The sequence below is a fragment of the Solwaraspora sp. WMMA2080 genome, assembly GCF_027497395.1.
In the GTDB taxonomy this organism is placed as follows: domain Bacteria; phylum Actinomycetota; class Actinomycetes; order Mycobacteriales; family Micromonosporaceae; genus Micromonospora_E.
Map to the genome: position 1 here is coordinate 6,510,515 of NZ_CP114910.1, position 23,029 is coordinate 6,533,543.

20 protein-coding genes are annotated in these 23,029 nt (G+C 72.4%); 13 read left to right on the forward strand and 7 right to left on the reverse strand.

The genetic code is table 11. From position 1 onward, the window contains the following. Positions 1-6 precede the first annotated feature (6 nt). On the reverse strand, positions 7-1,893 hold the full coding sequence (locus tag O7543_RS29900) for a heavy metal translocating P-type ATPase (RefSeq protein WP_281550801.1): 1,887 nt from the start codon (positions 1,891-1,893) through the stop codon (positions 7-9). A 342-nt stretch (positions 1,894-2,235) separates the two neighbouring features. Between O7543_RS29900 and O7543_RS29905 the strand changes: the two genes are divergently transcribed. The 5 genes from O7543_RS29905 (at position 2,236) to O7543_RS29925 (ending at position 9,976) form a co-directional block, all read left to right on the forward strand. Beyond that, on the forward strand, positions 2,236-4,620 hold the full coding sequence (locus O7543_RS29905) for a tetratricopeptide repeat protein (protein WP_281550800.1): 2,385 nt from the start codon (positions 2,236-2,238) through the stop codon (positions 4,618-4,620). Between the two features lie 110 nt (positions 4,621-4,730). Then, positions 4,731-5,630: a sugar ABC transporter permease gene (locus tag O7543_RS29910; protein WP_281550799.1), complete on the forward strand. Its 900-nt coding sequence runs from the start codon at positions 4,731-4,733 to the stop codon at positions 5,628-5,630. Next, a complete protein-coding gene (locus O7543_RS29915) occupies positions 5,627-6,520 on the forward strand; it encodes a carbohydrate ABC transporter permease (RefSeq protein ID WP_348650062.1) in 894 nt (297 codons plus the stop codon). Before O7543_RS29910 ends, O7543_RS29915 begins: the two co-directional genes overlap by 4 nt. Before the next feature lie 25 nt (positions 6,521-6,545). Continuing rightward, positions 6,546-7,880 carry an extracellular solute-binding protein gene (locus O7543_RS29920; RefSeq protein ID WP_281550798.1) on the forward strand — a complete coding sequence of 445 codons (1,335 nt, stop codon included), beginning with the start codon at positions 6,546-6,548 and terminating at the stop codon, positions 7,878-7,880. Between the two features lie 77 nt (positions 7,881-7,957). Beyond that, a complete protein-coding gene (locus O7543_RS29925) occupies positions 7,958-9,976 on the forward strand; it encodes a beta-galactosidase (protein ID WP_281550797.1) in 2,019 nt (672 codons plus the stop codon). Between the two features lie 42 nt (positions 9,977-10,018). Here O7543_RS29925 and O7543_RS29930 read toward each other — a convergent pair whose 3' ends face one another. Next, positions 10,019-11,062, reverse strand: a complete 1,044-nt coding sequence (locus O7543_RS29930; protein ID WP_281550796.1) for a LacI family DNA-binding transcriptional regulator — start codon at positions 11,060-11,062, stop codon at positions 10,019-10,021. A gap of 154 nt (positions 11,063-11,216) precedes the next feature. Here O7543_RS29930 and O7543_RS29935 point away from each other — a divergent pair, with 154 nt between their 5' ends. Both O7543_RS29935 and O7543_RS29940 read left to right on the forward strand, forming a co-directional pair. Continuing rightward, positions 11,217-11,981 (forward strand): HAD family hydrolase, encoded by a 765-nt coding sequence (locus O7543_RS29935; protein WP_281550795.1) that lies wholly within the window; start codon positions 11,217-11,219, stop codon positions 11,979-11,981. A gap of 329 nt (positions 11,982-12,310) precedes the next feature. After that, positions 12,311-12,514: a hypothetical protein gene (locus tag O7543_RS29940; protein ID WP_281550794.1), complete on the forward strand. Its 204-nt coding sequence runs from the start codon at positions 12,311-12,313 to the stop codon at positions 12,512-12,514. A gap of 11 nt (positions 12,515-12,525) precedes the next feature. Here O7543_RS29940 and O7543_RS29945 read toward each other — a convergent pair whose 3' ends face one another. Continuing rightward, complete coding sequence (locus O7543_RS29945; RefSeq protein WP_281550793.1) at positions 12,526-13,044, reverse strand: hypothetical protein; 519 nt, start codon at positions 13,042-13,044, stop codon at positions 12,526-12,528. Between the two features lie 10 nt (positions 13,045-13,054). Between O7543_RS29945 and O7543_RS29950 the strand changes: the two genes are divergently transcribed. From O7543_RS29950 to npdG, 3 genes are all read left to right on the forward strand, one after another. Next, positions 13,055-13,192: a hypothetical protein gene (locus O7543_RS29950; RefSeq protein ID WP_281550792.1), complete on the forward strand. Its 138-nt coding sequence runs from the start codon at positions 13,055-13,057 to the stop codon at positions 13,190-13,192. A gap of 262 nt (positions 13,193-13,454) precedes the next feature. Continuing rightward, complete coding sequence (locus O7543_RS29955; RefSeq protein ID WP_281550791.1) at positions 13,455-14,507, forward strand: RNB domain-containing ribonuclease; 1,053 nt, start codon at positions 13,455-13,457, stop codon at positions 14,505-14,507. A 97-nt stretch (positions 14,508-14,604) separates the two neighbouring features. Continuing rightward, on the forward strand, positions 14,605-15,300 hold the full coding sequence (npdG, locus tag O7543_RS29960; protein WP_281550790.1) for an NADPH-dependent F420 reductase: 696 nt from the start codon (positions 14,605-14,607) through the stop codon (positions 15,298-15,300). A 59-nt stretch (positions 15,301-15,359) separates the two neighbouring features. Here npdG and panB read toward each other — a convergent pair whose 3' ends face one another. Then, the gene (panB, locus tag O7543_RS29965) at positions 15,360-16,262 is read right to left on the reverse strand and encodes a 3-methyl-2-oxobutanoate hydroxymethyltransferase (protein WP_281550789.1); all 903 of its coding nucleotides are present in this window, start codon (positions 16,260-16,262) and stop codon (positions 15,360-15,362) included. A 129-nt stretch (positions 16,263-16,391) separates the two neighbouring features. After that, a complete protein-coding gene (locus O7543_RS29970; protein ID WP_281550788.1) occupies positions 16,392-18,203 on the reverse strand; it encodes an NAD+ synthase in 1,812 nt (603 codons plus the stop codon). A gap of 340 nt (positions 18,204-18,543) precedes the next feature. On the opposite strand from O7543_RS29970, the gene glnA reads away from it, so the two are divergent. Both glnA and O7543_RS29980 read left to right on the forward strand, forming a co-directional pair. Beyond that, a complete protein-coding gene (gene glnA / locus O7543_RS29975) occupies positions 18,544-19,896 on the forward strand; it encodes a type I glutamate--ammonia ligase (protein WP_123602782.1) in 1,353 nt (450 codons plus the stop codon). 76 nt (positions 19,897-19,972) lie between these two features. Next, a complete protein-coding gene (locus tag O7543_RS29980; protein ID WP_281550787.1) occupies positions 19,973-20,398 on the forward strand; it encodes a DUF350 domain-containing protein in 426 nt (141 codons plus the stop codon). Between the two features lie 110 nt (positions 20,399-20,508). Here O7543_RS29980 and O7543_RS29985 read toward each other — a convergent pair whose 3' ends face one another. Both O7543_RS29985 and O7543_RS29990 read right to left on the reverse strand, forming a co-directional pair. Beyond that, positions 20,509-21,015, reverse strand: a complete 507-nt coding sequence (locus tag O7543_RS29985; RefSeq protein WP_281550786.1) for a hypothetical protein — start codon at positions 21,013-21,015, stop codon at positions 20,509-20,511. A gap of 116 nt (positions 21,016-21,131) precedes the next feature. After that, entirely contained in the window at positions 21,132-22,043 is a 912-nt protein-coding gene (locus O7543_RS29990; protein ID WP_281555644.1) for an LD-carboxypeptidase, read from the reverse strand. Positions 22,044-22,269: 226 nt separating this feature from the next. Between O7543_RS29990 and O7543_RS29995 the strand changes: the two genes are divergently transcribed. Continuing rightward, positions 22,270-23,028 carry a type 1 glutamine amidotransferase gene (locus O7543_RS29995; protein ID WP_281550785.1) on the forward strand — a complete coding sequence of 253 codons (759 nt, stop codon included), beginning with the start codon at positions 22,270-22,272 and terminating at the stop codon, positions 23,026-23,028. Position 23,029: the final 1 nt, after the last annotated feature.

Below are 23,029 nucleotides of genomic sequence, written 5' to 3' on the forward strand. Positions count from 1 at the left end.
CCAGGGTCACTGCCCGACCTGGGTCACGGCGTAGCGGGTCGGGCGGTGTCCGGGGCGCAGGGCGCGCAGCGCGTTGAGGATCACCGCGACGTCGATACCCTCCTGGGTGAACGCGCCGGCCACCGGCGGCAGCAGGCCGAACGCGGCGACCGCCATCGCCACCACCGCCAGGCCCATGCCGACCGAGGCGCTCTGCACCGCGATCCGCCGGGACCGGTGGGCGATGTCGACCGCGTCGGCGAGCCGGTCCAGCCGGTCACCGGTCAGCACCGCGTCGGCGACCCCGGCCGCGGCGCTGGTTCCGGTGCCGCCGACCGCCACGCCCACGTGGGCGGCGGCCAACGCCGGGGCGTCGTTCACCCCGTCGCCGACCATCACTGTCACCGCGCGGGCCGACTCGTCGCGTACCCGGGCGGTCTTCTCCTGTGGCGGGCAGTGCGCCACGATGTCGTCCACCTCGACCTGCGCGGCGACCTGCTCGGCCACCTCCCGACGGTCGCCGGTCAGCATGACCAGCCGGGTGAACCCGGACTGCCGCAGCCGCCGCACCGTGCCGGCGGCATCGGGCCGCACCGGGTCGCGCAGCAGGATCGCCCCGGCGGGTACGCCGTCCACGCCGACCCACACCGCCGACAGCCCGTCGGCTTCGGCCCGGTCCCGGACCTGGACCGCCCAGTCCGGCAGCGGCCCGTCCGGCTGGCCGACCCGCACCGTACGGCCGTCGACCCGGCCGTGGACGCCCCGGCCGGGATCCTCGGTGACCTCGGCCGGGGCGGTCAACCGCAGGCCCCGGTCGCCGGCGGCCCGGACCACCGCGCCGGCCAGTACGTGCGGGGAGAGCTGTTCCACCGAGGCGGCCAGCCGCAGCAGCTCGGTCGGGTCGGCCCCGTCGCCGGTGACCACGTCGGCGGTCTCCGGCCTGCCGGTGGTCAACGTCCCGGTCTTGTCGACCAGCAGGGTACGGGCGTGGCCGAGCTGCTCCAGCGCACCGCCGTCGCGGACCAGCACGCCGCGGCGTGCGGCGCGGGACAGCCCGGCGACGATCGCGACCGGGGTGGCCAGCAGCAACGGGCAGGGGGTGGCGACGACCAGTACCGCGACCGCGCGGACGAACTCACCGGAGACGATCCAGCCGGCCCCGGCCAGCACCAGGGTGAACGGGACGAAGGCGGCGGCGTACCGGTCGGCCAGGCGTACCGTCGGTGCCTTGCCGGCACCGGCCTCGGTGGCCAGCCGGACGATCCCGGCGTACGTGCTGCCCTGCGCGGTCTCGACGGCGCGCAGCGCGAACGCGGTCCCGGCGTTGACCACCCCGCTGGCGACGCGTTCCCCGGCGGCCCGCTCCACCGGCCGCGACTCGCCGGTCACCACCGACTCGTCGAGGGTGGCCGGCTCCTCGGCGACGCCGTCGACCGGGACCACGTCCCCGGGGCCGACGACCAGCCGGTCCCCGGTGGCGATCTCACCCACGTCGACGGTGGCGACGGTACCGTCGGCGGCCCGCCGCCGGGCGGTACGCGGCGCGTGCGCGACGAGCGCCTGCAGGTCCCGGCCGGCCCGTCGCTGCGCGTACGTCTCCAGGGTGTGCCCGCTGGCCAGCATCAGCGCCACCACCGCGCCGGCCAGGTATTCGCCGGCCAGCAGCGCGCCGACCAGGGCGAGTACGGCGATGACGTCGACGCCGATCCGCCGCCGGCGCAGCGACTGACCCATCCAGCGCAGCGCCGGCAGCAGCGCGGCGACCGTGGCGGCCGCCCACACCCCGTCGGCGGCAGGGCCGGCGCCGGCGAGCCGGAGCGTGCCGCCGGCCAGCACGACGGCGGTCAGCGCCGTCAGCGGCGCCCAGGTCCGCCAGCGGACCGACCGGTGTCCGATGGTCGGCTCGTCGTCCATCGACCCAGTCTGCCGGCCGGCGGGCCTGGCGGTGGGCGGTACGCCGGGAACGAACACGCGGGTGACCGGGGCCCCGTCCGGTCACCCGCCGCCTGACCGTAGTAAGCCGTCGCTACCCGCGAACCCGCGTGGACCAGTACATCGGCCGGCATCCTCTCTGTCCGGTGTGCATCCGTACACGTTCAGGGTGCGTTGTCGACCGGGGGCAGGAGGGTGATCACGATCATCTCCGTACATCGGCGTACACCGACTAGCATCCGCTGCGGAGCGGGTCGTCGCACGGCGGGTCGCCACAGTGCTGGCTGACCAGTGAGGGTCGTGAGAGTCGCGATGGTGCATAGAGTGGACACGCGGCCGCCCGACCGGCTGGTACGCGATGCCGCCGGGGTACGGACAGTGGACGACCTCGCCGCGTTGCTGAGGGCGTTGCGGCGGCGGCACGCCCGCCGCGAGGGCCAGCGGGTGCTGTCCTACCGGGTGCTGGCCACCCGCGCCGGCTGGTCGCACACGGCGGTGGCGGAGTATCTCACCGGGAAGACGCTGCCGCCGACGGACCGGTTCGACGTGCTGGTCGGGTTGCTCGGTGCCAGTCCGATCGAGCGGGGGGTGCTGGCCAGCGCCCGGGACCGGGTCGACGAGCGCCGTCGCGTCACCGTGCCGGCGGAGCCGGCGGTCGACCCGGTGGTCCGGGTGGTGCCCCGGCAGCTACCGCCCGCGCTGGGTCACTTCAGCGGCCGCCGTACCGAGATGGCTCAGCTTGACCGGCTTGCGCCGGACACCGGGCCGGCGCGGCGGACCGCCCCGGCCGGTACGGTCCGGATCGTGGCGGTCAGCGGCACCGCCGGGGTCGGCAAGACGACCCTCGTCGTGCAGTGGGCGCACCAGGTCGCCGACCGGTTCCCCGACGGGCAGCTCTACCTGAACCTGCGTGGGTTCGACCCGGACGGGTCGGTGACCGAGCCGGCGACCGCGCTGCGCCTGCTGCTCGACGCGTTGGGCGTACCGCCGGCCCAGGTGCCGGACGACCCGGACGCGCAGGCTGCGCTCTACCGCACCACGTTGGCCGGTCGTCGGCTGCTGATCGTGCTGGACAACGCCCGTGACAGTGCTCACGTACGGATGCTGCTGCCCAGTTCGCCGCAGTGCCTGGTGGTGGTGACCAGCCGGAACCAGCTCACCGGGCTGGTCGCCGCGCACGGCGCCCAGCCGTTGACCCTCGATCTGCTGCATCCGGCGGACGCGGCGGAACTGCTGCGGCGCCGGATCGGCCATCGGCGGTGCGCCGCCGAGCCGGCGGCGGTGGGCGGGATCGTCGCCCGGTGCGCCGGCCTGCCGCTGGCGTTGGCGGTCGTCGCGGCGCGTGTCGTCATCGCCCCGCAGATGCCGTTGGCGGCGCTCGCCGCCGAGCTGCGGGTCGCCCAGCACCGCCTCGACGCGCTGGCACCGGACGATCCGCAGCTCGGGGTCCGCGCTGTCTTCTCCTGGTCGTACCAGGCGCTGAGCCCGTCGGCGGCGCAGCTGTTCCGGCTGCTCGGCATCCACCCCGGTCCGACCGTGTCGGCCCCGGCGGCCGCGAGTCTCGCCGGTCTGCCGGTGGCCCGGGTGCGACCGTTGCTCGCCGAGCTGGTCCGGGCGAACCTGCTGAACGCGTGTCCCGGCGGGCGTCACGGTCTGCACGACCTGCTGCGGGTCTACGCCGCAGAGCGGGCCCGGCAGCTGGAAACCGGGTCGGCGCTCGACGCCGCCCTGCGGCGGCTGGTCGACCACTATGTCCACAGTGCCTATCATGCCGACCGAACCCTGCAGCCGAACCCCGCTCCGCCGGTGCCCGGTCCGGCCCGCCCCGGCGTCGTCGCCGAGTACCCGGCGGACAGCGAAGCGGCCCTGACCTGGTTCACCATCGAGCAGACCAACCTGGATGCGGTCTTCGACGCGGCTGTCGTCGCCGGGCTGGGGGCCGAGGCGCTGCACCTGACTCAGGTGGCGTACACCTATCTGGACCGGGGTGGGCACTGGTCGGCGCTGACCGTCATGCAGCGGTCCGCGTTGCAGTTGGCCCGGCGGGTCGGCGACATCGCCGCGGAGGCGGTGGCGAATCGCAACCTGGCCCGCGCGTACCTGCGGACCAACCGGCACGCCGAGGCGCATCATCACCTTGAAGCTGCCTTGGAGCTGGAGCAGAGCCGGGGGGATCTCGCCCGGCAGGGGCTCACCCACCTGCACCTGTCGTTGCTGCGGGAGCGCCAGGACCGGCACCGCGACGCGTTGGCGCACGGGCGGACGGCGTACGAGCTGTACGCGGCGGCCGGTGACCGGCGGGGGGAGGGCAAGGCGCTCAATGTGGTCGGCTGGCAGCACGCCCGGCTCGGCGAGTACGCCGAGACGCTCGACTGGTGCGGGCGGGCGTTGCAGCTGCTGCGGGAGCTTGGTGACTGGCCCGGGCAGGCGAGTACCTGGCACAGCCTGGGGTACGCGTACCAGCATCTCGGTGACCCGGACGAGGCCGCCGTCTGCTACCAGGAGGCGCTGGAGCTGTTCCGTCGGCTCGGTGACCGGCATCTGGAGGCGCTGGTGCTCAGCGACCTGGGCGACGTCGGCTACGACACCGGAGATCTGGCGGCGGCCGAGGCGTGCTGGGGCGCGGCAGTGGGCATCCTGGACAGTTTGCGGCATCCCGACGCCGAGCCGGTCCGTGCCCAGCTGAACGGGTTGACGGGCCGGGGTTGACGCGGGGCCGGGGCGATGCAAACATCGGACCCCGATGTTTGCGCAAACATCACGTGGCTGTGGTCGATGTTTGCGCAAACAAGGCCTTCGGCTACCAAGGGTTGGGCGTGATGACCATTCCTCAGGCGCGACCCCGCAGGCTGCCGCGCCGGCGCTCGCTGGCCGGCTGGCAGTTCGTCGCGCCGTTCATGCTGGTCTTCGCGCTCGTCTTCATCGCGCCGATCGGCTACGCGATCCACCTCAGCCTCTACCGGCGGCAACTGATCGGCGGCAACTCCTTCGTCGGGCTGGACAACTACCAGCGGGCGCTGACGGACCCGCAGTTCTGGTCGGCGCTCGGCCGGGTGGCCGTCTTTCTCGCCGTCCAGGTGCCGATCATGCTGTTCCTCGCGCTGCTGGTGGCGCTGGCCATCGACAGCGGCCGGTTGTACGGCAGGAGCTTCTTCCGGGTCGCGGTCTTCCTGCCGTACGCCGTACCGGCCGTCGTCGCCACGTTGATGTGGGGCTTCATGTACGGCACCCGGTTCGGGCTGGTCGGCAACATCAACGACGCGCTCGGCGTGACGCTGCCCGACCCGCTGCACCCCGACCTGGTGCTGCTGTCCATCGGCAACATCGTCACCTGGGAGTTCGTCGGTTACAACATGGTCATCTTCTATTCGGCGCTGCGTGTGGTTCCGACGTCGCTGTACGAGGCGGCCGAGGTCGACGGCGCCGGTCAGCTGCGGGTCATCCGCGCCATCAAACTGCCGGCCATCCGGGGCGCACTGGTCGTCGCCACCATCTTCTCCATCATCGGCAGCTTCCAGCTGTTCAACGAACCGAGCATCCTGCAGCACCTGGCACCCAACGCGATCACCACCTACTTCACCCCCAACCTGTACGCGTACTCGCTGTCGTTCTCCGGGCAGCAGTACAACTACTCGGCAACTGTCGCCATCGTGATGGGTCTGGTGACCATGGCGATCGCGTACCTTGTCCAGCTGCGCGGCATCCGGGAGGGGCAGTGACGCCCGGCCCCGCCCGGGTGCGGCGGCCCGCCCCCACCCGGGTGCGCAGACCCGGACGTAGCCTGACCCTGACCGCGCTGACCGGGATGGTCCTCGTCTACAGCCTCGTCCCGCTCATCTGGCTGCTGGTCAACGCCACCAAGTCGCAACAGGGCCTGTTCTCGTCGTTCGGTCTGTGGCTAGCCGACGACTTCGCACTGTGGGACAACGTCGTCGAGACGTTGCGCTACGACGACGGGATCTTCCTCCGCTGGCTGGGCAACACCCTGCTGTACGTGGTCGCCGGGGCCGGCGGCGCCACCCTGCTCGCCACCCTCGGCGGGTACGGCCTGGCCAAGTTCGACTTCGTCGGCCGACGGGCGGTCTTCGCGATCGTCATCGGCGCGGTCGCCGTGCCCGGCACCGCACTGGCCGTGCCGACCTTCCTGATGTTCAGCCGCCTCGGCCTGACCAACACCCCGTGGGCGGTGATCATCCCGTCGCTGATCACACCGTTCGGGCTCTACCTGATGTGGGTCTTCGCCGCCGAGGCGATCCCCGACGAGATGCTGGAGGCGGCGCGCTGTGACGGGGCGAGTGAGATGCGCACTCTGTTCCAGATCTGCCTGCCGCTGCTGGCTCCCGGCATCGTCACGGTGCTGCTGTTCAGCATGGTCGCCACCTGGAACAACTACTTCCTGCCGCTGATCATGCTGAAGGACCCGGACTGGTACCCGCTGACCCTCGGCCTGGACGCCTGGAACGCCCAGGCCGCCACCGCCGGCGGTCAGCCGGTGTTCCACCTGGTCATCACCGGGTCGCTGCTGACCATCCTGCCGCTGTTGGCAGCCTTCCTGCTCCTGCAGCGCTACTGGCAGTCGGGTCTGGCCGCCGGCGGCGTCAAGGAGTGACCACCCATCACCGAAGGGACACCCCATGAACGGCACCACTGTGCGGGCGGTCGCGATCGCTGCGGCGGCCACCCTGGCGCTGGCCGGTTGCGGCTCCGGCGACGACCCGACCGGCTCCGCCGGTGACGAGCAGGTCTCCGCCGCCGACGTGCAGGCCGCCCTGGAGGCCGGCGGCGAGTTGACCGTCTGGGCCTGGGAGCCGACCCTCGCCGAGGTCGTCACCGACTTCCAGACCGCCTACCCGAACGTGACCGTGGAGCTGGTCAACGCCGGCACCGGCGACGACCAGTACACCGCCCTGCAGAATGCGATCGCCGCCGGTGACGGGCTGCCCGACGCCGCCCAGATCGAGTACTACGCGCTGCCGCAGTTCGCCCTCGCCGGGTCGGTCACCGACCTCACCGGCTACGGGGCCGGCGACCTGGCCGACACCTTCACCCCCGGACCCTGGTCGTCGGTGAACACCGGCGGCGGCGTCCACGGTCTGCCGATGGACTCCGGCCCGATGGCGCTGTTCTACAACCAGGAGGTGTTCGACGAGCACGGCATCGACGTGCCGGCCACCTGGGCGGAGTACGTCGACGCCGCCCGCGAACTGCACCGGGCCGACCCGCAGGTGTACATCACCAACGACGTCGGCGACGCCGGATTCACCACCAGCCTGATCTGGCAGTCCGGCGGCCAGCCGTTCCAGGTCGACGGCACCGAGGTGCGCATCGACTTCACCGACGACGGCTCGGCCCGGTTCGCCGACACCTGGCAGCAGCTGATCAGCGAGGACCTGCTCGCCCCGGTCAGCCCGTGGAGCGACCAGTGGTACCAGGGGCTGGCCGACGGGACCATCGCCAGCCTCGCCACCGGCGCCTGGATGCCGGCCAACCTGATCTCCGGCGTCGCCGACGGTGCCGGCAAGTGGCGGGTCGCCCCGCTGCCGCAGTGGGACGCCGGCGGCACCGCCAGCGCCGAGAACGGCGGCAGTTCGCTGGCGATTCCCTCGGCTGCGGCGAACAAGGCCCTGGCGTACGGCTTCATCGAGTACGCCAACGCCGGCGACGGGGTGCAGATCCGGGTCGACGGCGGTGCCTTCCCGGCCACCACCGCGCAGCTGCAGTCGCCGGAGTTCCTCGGTACCGAGTTCGCGTACTTCGGCGGGCAGCAGGCCAACGAGATCTTCGCCGAGTCGGCCGGCAACGTCGTCGACGGCTGGTCCTACCTACCGTTCCAGGTGTACGCCAACAGCGTGTTCAACGACACCGTCGGGCAGGCATACGTGTCGGACAGCCCGCTGACCGGGGCGCTCGACGCCTGGCGGGACACCTGCGCCAGCTACGGCACCGACCAGGGCTTCACCGTCAGCTGACCCGGCGCGGACCCGGCACCGCCGCGATGGCCGGTGCCGGGCCCGCGCACCCACCCCCCAGAAGCGAGGAGACGTACGTGGCATTCGGTGGCGACTACCGCTGGCTGCGCTGGCCGGGCAACGGCGGCCCCCGGATCGGCTACGGTGCCGACTACAACCCCGAACAGTGGCCCCGGTCGGTCTGGGACGACGACGTGGCGGCCATGCGCGCCGCCGGGGTGAACATCGTCTCGCTGGCCATCTTCTCCTGGGCACGGCTGCAGCCCGGCCCGGACGAGTTCGACTTCGCCTGGCTCGACGACGTGATGGACCTGCTGCACGCCAACGGCATCGCCGTCGACCTGGCCACCGCGACCGCTTCGCCGCCGCCGTGGCTGACCGCCGCCCACCCGCAGATCCTGCCGGTCGACCGGCACGGCGCCACCGTGTGGCCCGGTGCCCGGCAGCACTGGCGGCCCACCTCGCCGATCTTCCGGGCGTACGCGCTGCGCCTGGTCCGGGCGATCGCCGAGCGCTACCGTGACCACCCGGCGCTGGCGGCCTGGCACGTCTCCAACGAACTCGGCTGCCACAACGTGTACGACTTCTCCGATGACGCCGCAGCCGCGTTCCGGACCTGGCTGCGGGACCGCTACGGCGACATCGACACGCTCAACCACGCCTGGGGTACGGCGTTCTGGTCGCAGCGGTACACCGACTTCACCCAGATCCTGCCGCCCCGGCAGGCCGCCTCCTACCCGAACCCGACCCAGCAGCTGGACTTCAAGCGGTTCTCCTCCGACGCGTTGCGGGAGCACCTGCGCGCCGAACGCGATGTGCTGCGGGCGGTCACCCCGGACATGCCGGTCACCACCAACTTCATGGTGATGGGGGAGTCGTCCGGGATGAACTATGCCGACTGGGCGGGTGAGGTCGACTTCGTCGCCAACGACCACTACGTGCACCCGGGACCGCAGGCCCTCGACGAACTGTCCTTCTCCGCCAACCTGACCGGCAACCTGGCCGGCGGACGGCCGTGGTTCCTGATGGAGCACTCCACCAGCGCCGTCAACTGGCAGCCGGTCAACCTGCCCAAACGCGCCGGAGAACTGGCCCGGGACTCGTTGACCCATGTGGCGCACGGCGCCGATGCGGTCTGCTTCTTCCAGTGGCGCCAGTCGGCGGCCGGGGCGGAGAAGTACCACTCGGCGATGCTGCCGCACGCCGGGGCCGACAGCGACCTGTTCCGCTCGGTCGCCGAGCTCGGCCGTACGCTGTCCGACCTGGCCGGTGTCGCCGGCAGCCCGCGCACGCCGGCACCGGCGGCGATCCTGTTCGACTGGGAATCGTGGTGGGCCTGCGAGCAGGACTCCCATCCGACGTCGCGGCTGCGGTACCGGCAGGAGGCGCTCGACTGGTATTCGGCGTTCCTCGCCCTCGGTATCCGGACCGACGTGCTGCCGGTCGCCGCCGATCTCTCCGGGTACCGCCTGGTGGTCGCCCCGATCCTGCATCTGGTGCCGGCGGCGCTCGCCGACCGGCTGCGCGGTTACGTCGCCGCCGGTGGTCACCTGGTGACCACCTACTTCTCCGGCATCGTCGACGAGCACGACCACATCTGGCTTGGCGGGTACCCGGGGGCGCTGCGGGATCTGCTCGGCCTGCGCATCGAGGAGTTCGGCCCGCTGCCCGACGGCGCACAGGTGGTGCTGGACACCGGCGCGACCGGGCAGCTGTGGACCGACCGCGTCACGGTGACCGATCCGCAGGTCGAGGTGTTGGCGGCGTACCGCACCGGCGAGTACGCCGGTCGGCCGGCGGTCACCCGCCGTACGGTCGGTGCCGGTTCCGCCGGCTACGTCTCCACCCGGCTCGGGGTGTCCGATCTGGCCGGTGTGCTGGCGCGGTTCGCGACGGCCGCCGGGGTGCGCAGCGACCTGCCGGAGCGGCTGCGTGGCCGGGTCGAGTTGGCCGTCCGGGGCGAGCACTGGTTCCTGATCAACCGGACCGACGAGCCGGTGTCGTTGGCCGACGTGGCGGGCGTACCGCTGGTCGGTCCGGCCGAAACGCTGCCGCCCCGGGGGGTCTCGGTACGGGCGGTGCCGACGGCGCACTGACCGGTCGTGGGATCCGGTCAGCGTGCCGTCGGCGCCGCTGGGTCAGCGTGCCGTCGGCGGGGCGGCGGTACTGGCCCGGACCACCAGGCGGGTCGGTACCAGGTTGGTGCCGGTCTGCGCGGTGCCGGTGCGGACCTGGTGCAGCACCGCCTCGACGCAGCGCCGGCCGACCTCGGCGAAGTCCTGGTGGACGGTGGTCAGCGGCGGGATGAACGAGCCGGCTTCGGCGATGTCGTCGAAGCCCACCACGCTGACGTCACGCGGCACCACCCGGCCGCGTTCGTGCATGGCCCGCAGCACCCCGAGCGCCATCTGGTCGTTGGCGACGAAGATCGCGGTGCAGTCCGGTTCGTCTGCCAGTTCGAGTCCGGCCCGGTAACCGGCCCCGGCCGACCAGTCGCCGCGGCGCAGCGCCGGCACCTGGCGGCCGGCCTGCGACAAGGTGGTACGCCAGGCGGCCGCCCGCCGCTCTGCGGCGTACGACTCCGGCGGCCCGGCGACGTGCCACACCGTACGGTGGCCGAGGTCGAGCAGATGCCGGACTGCCTGCCGGGCACCGTCGGCCTGGTTGGTGTCGACCACCCGGTAGCGGTCGCCGGCATCCGAGTCGACCACGACGAGGTGCACGTCGGGAGGTAGCAGCACGGTGCTGGTGTCGAGCAGGTGCACCTCCATGATCACGATGACCGCGTCGACCGCGAGTTCGCCGAGCCGGGTGAAGGCACCGAGCACCCGGTCCTGGGTGGGAGCGGCGACCGGGATCAGCGTGATCACGTAACCCTCGGCTGCGGCGTGGGTGGCGATCGCCTCCACGGTGTGGCTGTTGCCGGTGGTGGACAGGGTGAAGGTGATCACGCCGATGGTGCGGAACTCGCCGTACTTGAGCGCCCGGGCGGCGCTGTTGGGTCGGTAGCCGAGTTGCTGCATCGCGGCGACGACCTGCTGGCGGGTGCTGGGGACGACTCCCGGGTGCCCGGTGGACACCCGGGAGACGGTCTGGGTGGAGACCCCGGCCAGCCGGGCCACGTCGGCCATCGACACCCGGCGTGGGCGACGCCCCGGCGGGTCGGGTGCGGTCGAGCTCATCGGGCGTCGACACCTTCCTCTCCCGGTGTTGGCGATGCCCGGTGCCGGGGGTACGCCGGAAGCCGTGCTGACACTAGCAGTGCTCGCGATGTTTGCGTGAACATGGCGGGGTCCGGAGTCGCCGGCGAGCCCGCCCGCCGGGGATGATGGTCGGATGCTGCCCACCCCTCGCGCCCTGCTGCTCGATTTCGGCGGAGTCATCGTCGACGCCCCCTCGATGTCACCGCAGCCGACCCACCTGGTCGACCGGCTTTGCGCGCTCGTCGGCGACGCGTTGTCCGCCGAGCGGATCACCCGGTCGCTGATCGACGGGCAACGCGAGTACGCCGCCTGGCGGGACCGGATCGGCGAGCAGGACCGCCCCCGGGAGTACGGCCACGAACAGGTCTGGCGGGAGTTCATCACACCCGGCTGGCCGGCCCCGGCCCGCGACGCGGTGCTGCGCGAGGCGACCGCGTTGAGCTACGCGTGGACCCGGCGTGCGGACTGGGCGGTACGCCCCGGTATCCGTACCGCGTTGGACGTCGCCGCCGACGCCGGTCTGCCGCTGGCGATCGTCAGCAACACGTTGTGCGGTGCCGCGCACCGCGACTTCCTGGACGCTGTCGGTCTTGGCGACCGGTTCGCCGTACAGATCTACAGCGACGAGGCAGGGGTGCGTAAACCCAACCCTGAGGTCGCCTGGCTCGCGGCGCGGGCACTCGGCGTACCGGTGGCGGACTGCTGGTTCGTCGGGGACAGCCCGGCCCGGGACATCCCGTGCGCGCGGCGGGCCGGTGCCGGTGCCGCAGTGCTGATGGTCTCGGCCCGCACCGGTCGGGAACGCGGCCAGCCCGACGGGGTGCCGGACGTGACCGTCGACGACGGACACGGGCTGCGGCGGCTGATCGAGACCGCGTTCCCGGCCGGTGTGGACTGACGGCGCCGGCACGGGTTGCCCGGAGGTCGGTGAACGCGGTCTGCACCAGGCGTCCGGATCGCATGGACTCCCTCCTTGATGGGAGGGTATCGGCGCGCCGTTCCGCCCGACGACCATCGAACGACGACCGGTTCCCAGCGTGCACCACCGCTGCCGGTGCAGGCGTACCCCCTCAGCGGAATTGCCTGTGCCGTAGGCCTTTTCCGGGTCGGAGCGCCAATTGGGCAGTGTTGGCGTCGGATAGGAATGGCTTGCGTCTATGATGGAAAGGCATGGACATTTTGCGCGAAACGGTGGCGCTTTGCCGTTTTTCCGTGCACAGTGTTTCCGTGAGCGACAGCGGACCTGATGGCGAGTACTTCTGGTGCCTGCGTCATCAGCGCGTGGAGTCCGGGGCGGACCTGTGTGCCGCCAAGTACCGGCTCGGTCCCTACGCCTCGAAGGCCGAAGCTGAGCAGGCGCTGCAGCGGGTGTCGGAACGTAACGAGGAGTGGGAGACCGAGGACGCCCGCTGGACCGGGGAGCAGGACTAGGCCGGTCCGGCCTACCTGGGTCGGATTCCGGAGACTCCACAGTCTCCATAGGGGACAAATCCATTGAAAGTCCGCAAGGAGGAGAAAGCCATGGTTGCTGGCACCAAAGCCGCGACCCGTCCCGCCACCCGGCGGGCGTCGAGCACCGGCACCACGAAGACCGCGGCGAAGAAGACGAGCCCGGCAGCGAAGAAGACGTCCGCACGGAAGGCGTCCGCGACGGCGGCAAGGAAACCCGCTACGAAGAAGACCAGCCCGACGGCGCGCAAGACGAGCCCGACGGCGAAGAAGGCTGCGGCCGAGAAGACCAGCCCGGCGGCGCGCAGGACGACGGCCACAACGCGCAAGACCACTCCAGCCAAGAAGACGACAGCCACCGCGCGCAAGACCAGCCCGGCGAGGAAGACCGCGACCGCAGGCAAGAGTACGGCCGCGAAAACCACGGCGACGACGACCGCGACCAGGTCCACGCCGGCCAAGGGCACCACCGGCCGGGCCGGGAAGAAGGTGGCAGCCGCGACGAAACGCACCGCTGGCCGGGTGCAGCGAGCCACTTCACCGAAGAACGCCACCCCCGCTCAGCGGGGTACCGCCAAGAAGGCGGCGGCCACCCGGAAGACCGCGAAGAAGACCACCAAGAAGGCGGGGACCCAGACCGCCCGCAAGGCTGGCCGCTGACCAGGGCGCACGGCCGCCGCATCGGCACACCCTGACCTACCGGCCGCCGACGCGCCACCGGCGCGTCCGTGGCGGCCGGCTGATTAGGAATGATCCGTGCCGTTGCCCCGCCTGACCGCGTCCCGGATCGACTTCCGCGCGTTGCGCCGCGAGCTGGAACTGCCCACCGCGTTCCCGCCCGCGGCGCAACGCGAGGCGGACGAGGCTGCGTCGCGCGTACCGCCGCCGGAGGCCGACCTCCGACGCCGTCCGGCCGGCCGTCGTGTGGACGCTCGACCTGGCCGCCGACGGCGCACTGGTCGACACCCGGCTGGAACGCGCCCGGGTCCGCAGCCGGGCGCAGCTCGACTACCCGACCGTGCACGCCGCACTGACCGCCGGTCGGCTCGCTGAGCTCGCCGAGCCGATCGCCCGGCTGCCGCGCATCGGCGGGCTGCTGAGCGCGCGGGCGGCGGCGCGGGGCGCGGTCGCGCTCCCGCTGCCCGACCAGGACGTCGAACCAGCCGGCCACGGCTGGCGACTGGTGCTGCGTCAACCGCTGCCGATCGAGGAGCACAACGCCCAGATCTCGCTGCTCACCGGAATGGCTGCCGCCGACATCATGCTGCGGGCCGGCGTCGGTCTGCTGCGTACCATGCCGGCACCGCAACCGGCGGCGGTGACCCGGCTGCAGGCGGCGGCCCGTGCCCTGGGTGTCTGGTGGCCGCCGGGCGCAGCCGTCGGTGAGGTCACCGCCGGAGTAGACGCGGCACAGCCGCGCGGCGCCGCGTTCCTGGACCACGCCGCCGAGCTGCTGCGCGGTGCCCGGTACACCGCGTTCGCCGGCCAGCCGCCGGCAGAATCCGGCCACGGCGGGGTCGGTGCCCCGTACGCCCACGTCACCGCGCCGTTGCGGCGGCTGGCCGACCGGTACGCCACGGAGGTCTGCCTGGCGGTGACCGCTGGCCGGGAGGTACCCCCGTCGGTCGCCGAGGCGCTGCCCCGGCTGCCGGAGGTGATGGCCGGTACCGACCGGACCGCCGGTGCGGCGGCCCGCGCCGCGATCGACTTGACCGAGGCGGTGCTGTTGGCGAACCGGGTCGGTGCGGAGTTCGACGTTGCGGTGCTGGACGCCGACCCGGGCACCGCGAAGCGGGCGCCGCGCGGCACCGTCGCCCTCGACGAGCCGGCGGTGATCGCCCGCTGCACTGGCGCTCCACCGGTCGGCGAACGGGTCCGGGTCCGGCTGGTCACCGCCGACCCGGCCAGCCGGCGGGTGATCTTCCGGTACCCGGCCGACGAGCCTGGACCGGTCCCCGTCGCGGACGGCGGCTGACCACATCTCGGAGCAGGTGGTGGCCGGTGCGGAACCGGGTGGTGGTCGACGTCACGGTCCGGTCCCGTGCGGCCGTCCGGTGGGTGAGGATGAGCGGATGGGATATGACGCCAGCACACTGCCCGACGTCTCCGGCCTCACGGTCGGCATTATCGGCGGCACCGGCGACCAGGGACGGGGCCTGGCGTACCGGCTCGCCCGCGCCGGTCAGCCGGTCCGCATCGGGTCCCGCGACGGTACCCGGGCCGCCGCCGCGGCCAAGGAGATCGCCGCGTTGCCCGGGGTCGCGGCCGGGGTGATCAGCGGCGGCGGCAACGACGAGGTGGCCGGCGGGTCCGACTTGGTGATCATCGCGGTGCCGTGGGAGGGTCACGAGGCGACCGTCGCCGCACTGCGCGACCCGCTCGCCGGCAAGATCGTGGTCGACTGTGTGAACCCGCTCGGCTTCGACAAGCAGGGCCCGTACCCGTTGCCGGTGGCACAGGGCAGCGCCGCACAGCAGGCCGCGGCGCTGCTGCCCGACTCGCGGGTCTGCGCCGCCTTCAACCACCTGAGCGCGCCGTTGCTGGCCGACCCGAAGATCGAGCGGATCGACCTGGACGTCCTGATCTGCGCCGAGGACCGGGAGGCGGCGGCGGTCGTCGCCGCGCTCGCCGCCCGGATCCCGGACATGCGGGGCATCTACGCCGGCCGGCTGCGCAACGCGCACCAGATCGAGGCGTTCACCGCCAACCTGATCGCCATCAACCGCCGGTACAAGGCGCATTCCGGGGTGCGGGTCACCGATCTGTGAGCTCCGCCCAGTCCCGGCGGATCTCGCGATCCGCCGGGCCGGACGGTGACGGCGGTCGGTCAGAAGGTGTGTGCGGCGGTGGGGAACCGGCCGGCACGGACGTCGTCTGCGTACCGGCGGGTCGCGTCGGCGAGCACCCCGGCGAGGTCGGCGTAGGGCTTCACGAACCGCGGGGTCGGGCCGGACCGCATGCCGGACATGTCCTGCCAGACCAGCACCTGCGCGTCGGTCTCCGGGCCGGCGCCGATGCCGACCGTCGGCACCGGCAGGTCGTGGGTGATCCGCTTGGCGACCACCCCCGGCACCATCTCCAGCACCACGGCGAACGCGCCGGCCTCGGCGACCGCGTGGGCGTCGGCGATCACCTTGTCGGCGGCGTCGCCACGGCCCTGCACCCGGTAGCCGCCGATGGTGTGCTCCCGCTGCGGAGTGAAGCCGACGTGCGCCATCACCGGGATGCCGGCCCCGGTCAGCGCGGCGATCTGGTCGGCGACCCGCCGGCCGCCCTCGAGTTTGACCGCGCCGCAGCCGCCTTCCTTCATGAACCGTACGGCGGTGCGCAGCGCCTGCGTCGGCCCCTCCTCGTAGGAGCCGAACGGCAGATCGCCGACGACCAGCGCGCCCCGGGTGGCCCGGACCACGGCCCGGACCAGCGGCAGCAGTTCGTCGACGGTGACCGGCACGGTGGTCTCGTGGCCGAACACATTGTTCGCCGCGGAGTCGCCGACCAGCAGCACCGGGATGCCGGCCCGGTCGAAGATCGCGGCGGTGTACTGGTCGTACGAGGTGAGCATGGCCCACCGTTCGCCGCGTTCCTTGGCGGCGGCCAGGTCACGGGTGCGGACCCGGCGGCTGACCGGTCCGCCGTACAGTGCGACGGCCTCGGCCGGCGTGGCGGGATCGGCCGGCTCGGTGGACGTGGCTGACTGGCTGGGCCCGGCGCCCGGCGTGGATCGGGACATCGTCGTCTCCTCTCACCCTCGTGGCCGCGGTCGCGGTCCCCGGGGTACGTCCCGATGGTGCCACCGGTGGCACCGGCGCGGAGAGGCTTCAGTGCAGGAATTCACACCTCACCCGGCACCCGGTGGGTCTCATCCGTCGCCGGGCTCCCGCCACCGGTTGGTGATCGGCAGCCGTCGATCGCGGCCGAATGCCTTGATCGATATCTTGGTGCCGGGTGCCGACTGCCGCCGCTTGTATTCGGCGAGGTCCACCATCCGCAGCACCCGGTCGACCAGCGCCGGATCGTGCCCGGCGGCGACCAGGTCGTCGCGGCCGGCATCGCCGTCGATGTAGCCGGTGAGCACCCCGTCGAGGAGCGCGTAGTCGGGCAGCGAGTCGGTGTCGAGCTGACCGGGCCGCAGCTCCGCGCTGGGTGGTTTGGCGATCGAGTTCTCCGGGATCGGTGGTTCGTCGCCGCGTCGCACGGCGTCGTCGTTGCGCCACCGGGCCAGCGTCCACACCAGCGACTTCCAGACGTCCTTGATCGGGTTGAAGCCGCCGACCGAGTCGCCGTACAGGGTGGAGTAGCCGACCGCCAGTTCGCTCTTGTTGCCGGTGGTCAGCACCAGGTGGCCCTCCTGGTTGGACAGTGCCATCAGGATCACCCCGCGTACCCGGGCCTGCAGGTTCTCCACGGCCAGCCCGGAGAGCGAGATGTTGGCCAGGAACGGGTCCACCATCGGTTGGATCGGCTCGATCCGGTAGTCCAGGCCGGTCCGTTTGGCCAGTTCGGCGGCGTCGGCCCGGGAGTGTTCAGAGGAGAACTGACTGGGCAGCGAGACGCCGACGACCCGGTCCGGGCCGAGCGCGTCCACCGCGATCGCAGCCACCACCGCCGAGTCGATCCCGCCGGACAGCCCCAGCACCACCGAGGAGAAGCCGTTCTTGCGGACGTAGTCGCGCAGCCCGAGCACCAGCGCCGACCAGATCTCCGCCTCGGTCGGCAGCGGCTCGGCGACCCCGCCGCTGACCGGCCCACCCGTCGGGTCGACCGGCCGGTCACCGACCGCCACCCGGTCGACGGTCATCCGGTCCGGGCCGTCCGGGGTCTCCGGGGTGGCCGTCGCGTCGGCGGTCTCCGGGGTCGCGGCGCGGTCCTGCGCCGGGGCGTCCGCGGCCGGCAGCGTCAGGTCGTGCAGCAGCAGATGCTCGACGAACTGCGGCGCGCGGGCCAGCAGTGTGCCGTCCGCGGCGACGATCATGGAGTCGCCGTCGAAGACCAGTTCGTCCTGGCCGCCGACCAGGTTGACGTACGCCACGGTGGCGCCGGCCTCGGCGGCCCGCCGCCGCACCAGTGGCAGCCGGGCGTCGTCCTTGTCCAGCTCGTACGGCGACCCGTTGACCGTGACGACCAGGCCGACGCCGGCGCGGCGGGCGGCGGTGAACGGTCCGCCGGCCTGCCACAGGTCCTCGCAGATGGTCAACGCCACGTCGACCCCGCCGACGCGCACGACGGTCAACGCGGTGCCCGGCACGAAGTAGCGGTCCTCGTCGAAGACGCCGTAGTTGGGCAGGTGGTGTTTGAAGTAGGTGGCCGCCACGGTGCCGCCGTGCAACACGGCGAGGGCGTTGCGCGGACCCCGGCCGGGGTCGGCCTCGGCGCTGATCGCGGCCGGCCCGTCGGCGTCGAGGTAGCCGACCAGCACGGGTACGTCGCCGAACCCGTCGGCGGCCAGGTCGGCGGCGAGTTGCCCGACGCCGGACCGGGCGGCGGCGACGAACGACTCCCGGAACACCAGGTCCTCCACCGGGTAGCCGGTGAGCATCATCTCCGGGAACACGACCAGTTGCCCGCCGGCGTCCACCGCCGTACGGGTGTAGTCGCGGACCAGTCGGGCGTTGCCCGGTAGATCGCCAACGGTGGGGTTGACCTGGGCGAGGGCGATGCGCAGCGTCGGCATGTCGCTATCTTCCCCCAGCGCGACTCCGACCACCCCGCCGGTCGCAGACGCATTGCGGTGGGGACCGGTCAGGTGACTGTGCGGACATGCCCCGGTGCGCCCCGGTGATCGTGGTCTAATATCCCCTTCGTGACGATTGGTAGCAAAGAGCCGGAATGGTATGGACTGTCGGCTGGCCCCGCCAGGTGCGCGACCGGAGCGGTCCCGTAACGTCGGTGTAACGAGGTCGGTAAAGACTGGGCAGCTCAGGTGGGAGCCGACAGCACCTGGTCCTGCGCTGGAGGGCAGCAGCGCGGAGAATGGAACCGGTCCGGGCAGACCAGTGTCACGAGGGGTAGACGTGGACCGTCAGCAGGAGTTCGTGCTCCGTACTCTGGAAGAGCGCGACATCCGTTTCGTTCGGTTGTGGTTCACCGACGTGCTCGGCACGCTCAAGAGCGTCTCGGTCGCGCCGGCGGAGCTTGAGGCAGCATTCGAAGAAGGCATCGGCTTCGATGGCTCCGCCATCGAAGGGTTCGCCCGGGTCTTCGAGTCCGACATGGTCGCCATGCCGGATCCCACCACATTTCAGGTTTTCCCGTTCGAGGGCGGCGTCAGCGGCGAGAGCGCCCGGATGTTCTGCGACATCCTGCTGCCCGACGGTACGCCGTCCTGGGCTGATCCCCGGCACGTGCTGCGCCGGGCGTTGTCCCGGGCCGCCGACAAGGGCTTCACCTTCTACACCCATCCCGAGATCGAGTTCTTCCTGCTGGAGAACAGCCCGGCCGACGGGTCCACCCCGGTGCCGGTCGACTCCGGCGGCTACTTCGACCACACCACCCACGCGGTGGCCCGTGACTTCCGCCGCCAGGCGGTGCTCGCCCTGGAGCGGATCGGCATCTCGGTCGAGTTCAGCCACCACGAGGTGGCTCCCGGCCAGCAGGAGATCGACCTGCGCTACGCCGACGCGTTGACCACCGCCGACAACATCATGACCTTCCGCCACGTGGTCAAGGAGGTCGCCCTGTCGCACGGCGTCGCGGCGACCTTCATGCCCAAGCCCTTCACCGACCAGCCGGGCAGCGGGATGCACACCCACCTGTCGCTGTTCGAGGGCGAGCGCAACGCCTTCCACGACGCCGGCGATCCGATGAAGATCTCCAAGGTCGCCAAGGCGTTCATCGCCGGACTGCTGGTGCACGCCCGCGAGTACACCGCGGTCACCAACCAGTGGGTCAACTCCTACAAGCGGCTGTTCCCGCAGGCGCTGCCGGACCGGATCACCGAGTCCCCGGCGTACGTGTGCTGGGGGCACCTGAACCGGTCCGCGCTGGTGCGGGTTCCCGCGTACGGCAAGCCGAACTCGGCCCGGGTCGAGGTCCGCTCGCTGGACTCGGCGACCAACCCGTACCTGGCCTTCGCGGTGATGCTCGGCGCCGGCCTCAAGGGCATCGAGGAGGGCTACGAGCTGCCGCCGGGCTCCGAGGACGACGTGTCGGCGCTGTCCGCCGCCGAGCGCAAGGCGATGGGGTACGAGTCGCTGCCGGAGAACCTCTCCGAGGCCATCGAGGTGATGGCCAGCTCGGAGCTGATCGCCGAGGTGCTCGGCGAGCACGTCTTCGACTTCTTCCTGCGCAACAAGCGCTCCGAATGGGAGCAGTACCGCCGCGAGGTCACCCCGTACGAGCGTCGCCGCTACCTCGGCGCGCTCTGAGCAGGCTGGCGCCGCCACGCTATCGTCCCTCCCGACACTCGCCGCCCCCGCGGCGACCCGATCGGGAGGAACGTGCGTGCTGGAGGATCTGCTCACCGGAGCTTGGCAGAGCATCGTCTTCGGAGCGGTCGGCGTCGCTCTGATGGCGGCCGGCTTCGTGGTGGTCGACTGGCTCACCCCTGGGAAGTTGCGCGAGCTGATCTGGGTTCAGCGCAACGGCAACGCGGCGCTGCTGCTCGCCGCCAACCAGCTCGGCGTCGCCGGCATCGTCTTCACCGCGATCCTGACGAGCTACCCGTCGTTCACCAAAGGGCTCGCCTCGACAGTCCTCTTCGGACTGATCGGGCTCGGCATCATGGCGTTGGCCTTCGCCGTGCTCGACTGGCTGACCCCCGGCCGGCTCGGCGCGGTGGTCTGCTCCGACGAGCCGCACCCCGCCGCCCGGGTCAGCGCCGCGTCGCACTTCGGCGCCGCCCTGATCGTCTGCGCCTGCATCGCCTGAGCCGGCTCGTCGTCCCCGGCCGCCGCCGGCCGGCGCGAAGACGATCCTGGCGCCGGAGCAACCCCGCGAAGGGCGTTCCGGCGCCAGGACCTTTCGGGGGCGGGATCGGGTCAGGTGCCGTCCGGCGACTCGGCGGCGTTCGGCTCCTCGTCCGTACCGCCCATCGGGCCGCCACGGCCCGGACCACCGCCGCGTCCGGGGCCGGCGAGCACCCCTTCCTCGTACGCCTTGAGCGCCGCGTCGGCCTCGGCCCGGGTGAGCTTCCCATCGGCGACCGCCGCGTCGAGCCGCTCCTGCAGCGCGGCCTGCCGGTCGGCCGTCCCCTCCGGCCGATCTCCGCGTTCGGGCCGGTCGCCGGCCCGCTCCTCACGGACCTTCTCCAGGGCGGCGGTGACGTCGTCGGCGGAGACGCCGAGTTCCGCGGCCAGCGCCTCAGCCAACTCGGTCGTCTTCGCCGCCCGGCGCTCCTCGCCGGTCGATCCGTCGGCGCTGGCACTTGCACTCGGCTCGGCGCCCTCCTGCGCGAAGGCGATGGTCGGCGCCGCGATCCCGACGCTGAGCACGCCCGCCGCAGCCAGGCCGGCGAGCGCCCGCTTCCTCGTGATCCTTCTGGACAAGTCGACCTCCGGATGTCGTCTCGGTGTGGTGCGATGACCTGACCGACGGTGCCCGGCCGCCCTCAACGCAACCCGTGCCGAAGCTGTCAGTGGGCTGAGAGTCCGGCCAGCTCAGGTCAGCGCACGGCGGGGGAGACCGTGAGGGTGCCGGCGGCGGCGTCGAGGGTGGCTGGTACGCCGAGGCCGACGGTGCGTGGGGTCTGCCCGTGCCCGAGCGGCAGCCCACCGAGCACCGGTACACCGAGGTCGCCCAGCCGCTCGCCCAGCACCTGCGCGACGTCCACCCCGTGCCGGTCGGCACAGTCGGTGAACTGGCCGACCGCGACCCCGGCCAGGTGCTCCAGCGCACCGGCCCGGCGCAGCTGGGTGAGCAGCCGGTCCACCCGGTACGGCGGCTCACCGATCTCCTCGATCAGCAGGATCGCCCCGGTCAGGTCCGGCAGGTCGGCGGTGCCCACCGAGGCCGCGAGCACGGTCAGGTTGCCGCCGAGCAGGGTGCCGTCGGCCCGACCCGGCACCAGCACCGCCGCGCCGGCCTCGTCCGGCGACCGGGTGAGCACCGTCGGCACCGGCTCCATCAGCGCCCGGCGCAGCGACCCGGCGGACACCGCCGGGGTCCGCTCGTCGTCCCATGCCGCCACCGGCCCGTGCAGCGTCGCCAACCGGGCACCCCGCCACAGCGCCAGGTGCAGCGCGGTGATGTCCGAGTAGCCGCAGACCACCTTCGGATCCCGGCGTACCGCCGCCATGTCCAGCAGGTCCACCACCCGCTGGGTGCCGTAGCCGCCCCGGGCGCAGACGACGCCCCGTACCGCCGGATCGGCGAACGCCTCGGCGAGATCGGCGGCCCGCTGCCGGTCGGTGCCGGCCAGGAAACCGTGCCGGCCCAGCGCGTGCCGGCCCAACCGGGGCCGCAGGCCCCAGGCAGCCAGCACGGCCATCCCCCGCTCGACCGGCTCCGCTGCGACCGGCCCACCCGGGGCCACGATCCGGACCTCGTCACCGGGTCGCAGCGCGGGCGGGTGCAGCGTCGGAGCGCCAGGTCGGACCGGCTCAGCCGCTGGGGAACGCGGCTCGCCACCTCGGCGGTCGGCCGGTCGCGGGTCGGTCACCGGCGCGAGACTACGCGAGGTTCCCGGTCCGAGCGAGCAGATCTGGTCCCGGTCCGAGCGAGCAGATTTTACGAGTACGCAACCGCGAGCACGCAGGCACCACCTACGGTCACCGCCCCGGCCGATTGGATAGCCTCGACACGTGGGCAGCGCTCTGGTGATCGAGAACGACCCGACCGACGACCTGCGACGGCTGGGGGAGTGGCTCGCCGAAGCCGGCCTGCCGATCGAGGTGTGCCGCCCGTACGCCGACGACCCGGTCCCGGCCGACCTGGCCGACCGACCGGCGGTGATCGTCCTCGGTGGCCGTCCGTCCGCAGTCGGTCCGGACCCGGCCGCCAGCTGGCTGCCTGCGGTCGAAGGGCTGCTGCGCAAGGCCGTCCGCCACCGGATCCCGACCCTCGGCATCGGGCTCGGTGCCCACCTGCTCGCCACCGCGCACGCCGGCACCGTCGAACGCAGCGCCGCCGGCCCGGAGATCGGGCCCGCGCTGGTCGGCAAGCGCGACGCCGCCGCCACCGACCCGCTGTTCCGGTTTGTGCCCCTCGCACCCGACGTGCTGCAGTGGCACGTCGACGAGATCACCGAGCTGCCCCACGGCGCGGTGCTGCTCGCCGCCTCCACGCACTACCCCCACCAGGCATTCCGCCTCGGTGACCGGGCCTGGGGGCTGCAGTTCCACATCGAGTGCGACCGGGACATGGTCAGCACCTGGGCGGCTGGGTCCACCATCCTGACCGAGCTGCGCCTGCCCGCCGACGTGGTCGTCGACGCCTGCGTCGAGGTGCTCGGTGACATCGAGGAGGTCTGGCAACCGTTCGCCGTCCGGTTCGCCGCGCTCGCCCTCGGCCAGCTGCCCGACTCGGACATCCCCCGGACCCTTCCGCTGCTCGGCAGTTAGG

Coding starts and splice junctions, on each gene's coding strand:
- O7543_RS29935 (WP_281550795.1), top strand. CDS start 11,217: ATGCTGCCCACCCCTCGCGCCCTGCTGCTCGATTTCGGCGGAGTCATC.
- O7543_RS29900 (WP_281550801.1), bottom strand. CDS start 1,893: ATGGACGACGAGCCGACCATCGGACACCGGTCGGTCCGCTGGCGGACC.
- O7543_RS29920 (WP_281550798.1), top strand. CDS start 6,546: ATGAACGGCACCACTGTGCGGGCGGTCGCGATCGCTGCGGCGGCCACC.
- O7543_RS29910 (WP_281550799.1), top strand. CDS start 4,731: ATGACCATTCCTCAGGCGCGACCCCGCAGGCTGCCGCGCCGGCGCTCG.
- O7543_RS29930 (WP_281550796.1), bottom strand. CDS start 11,062: ATGAGCTCGACCGCACCCGACCCGCCGGGGCGTCGCCCACGCCGGGTG.
- O7543_RS29970 (WP_281550788.1), bottom strand. CDS start 18,203: ATGCCGACGCTGCGCATCGCCCTCGCCCAGGTCAACCCCACCGTTGGC.
- npdG (WP_281550790.1), top strand. CDS start 14,605: ATGGGATATGACGCCAGCACACTGCCCGACGTCTCCGGCCTCACGGTC.
- panB (WP_281550789.1), bottom strand. CDS start 16,262: ATGTCCCGATCCACGCCGGGCGCCGGGCCCAGCCAGTCAGCCACGTCC.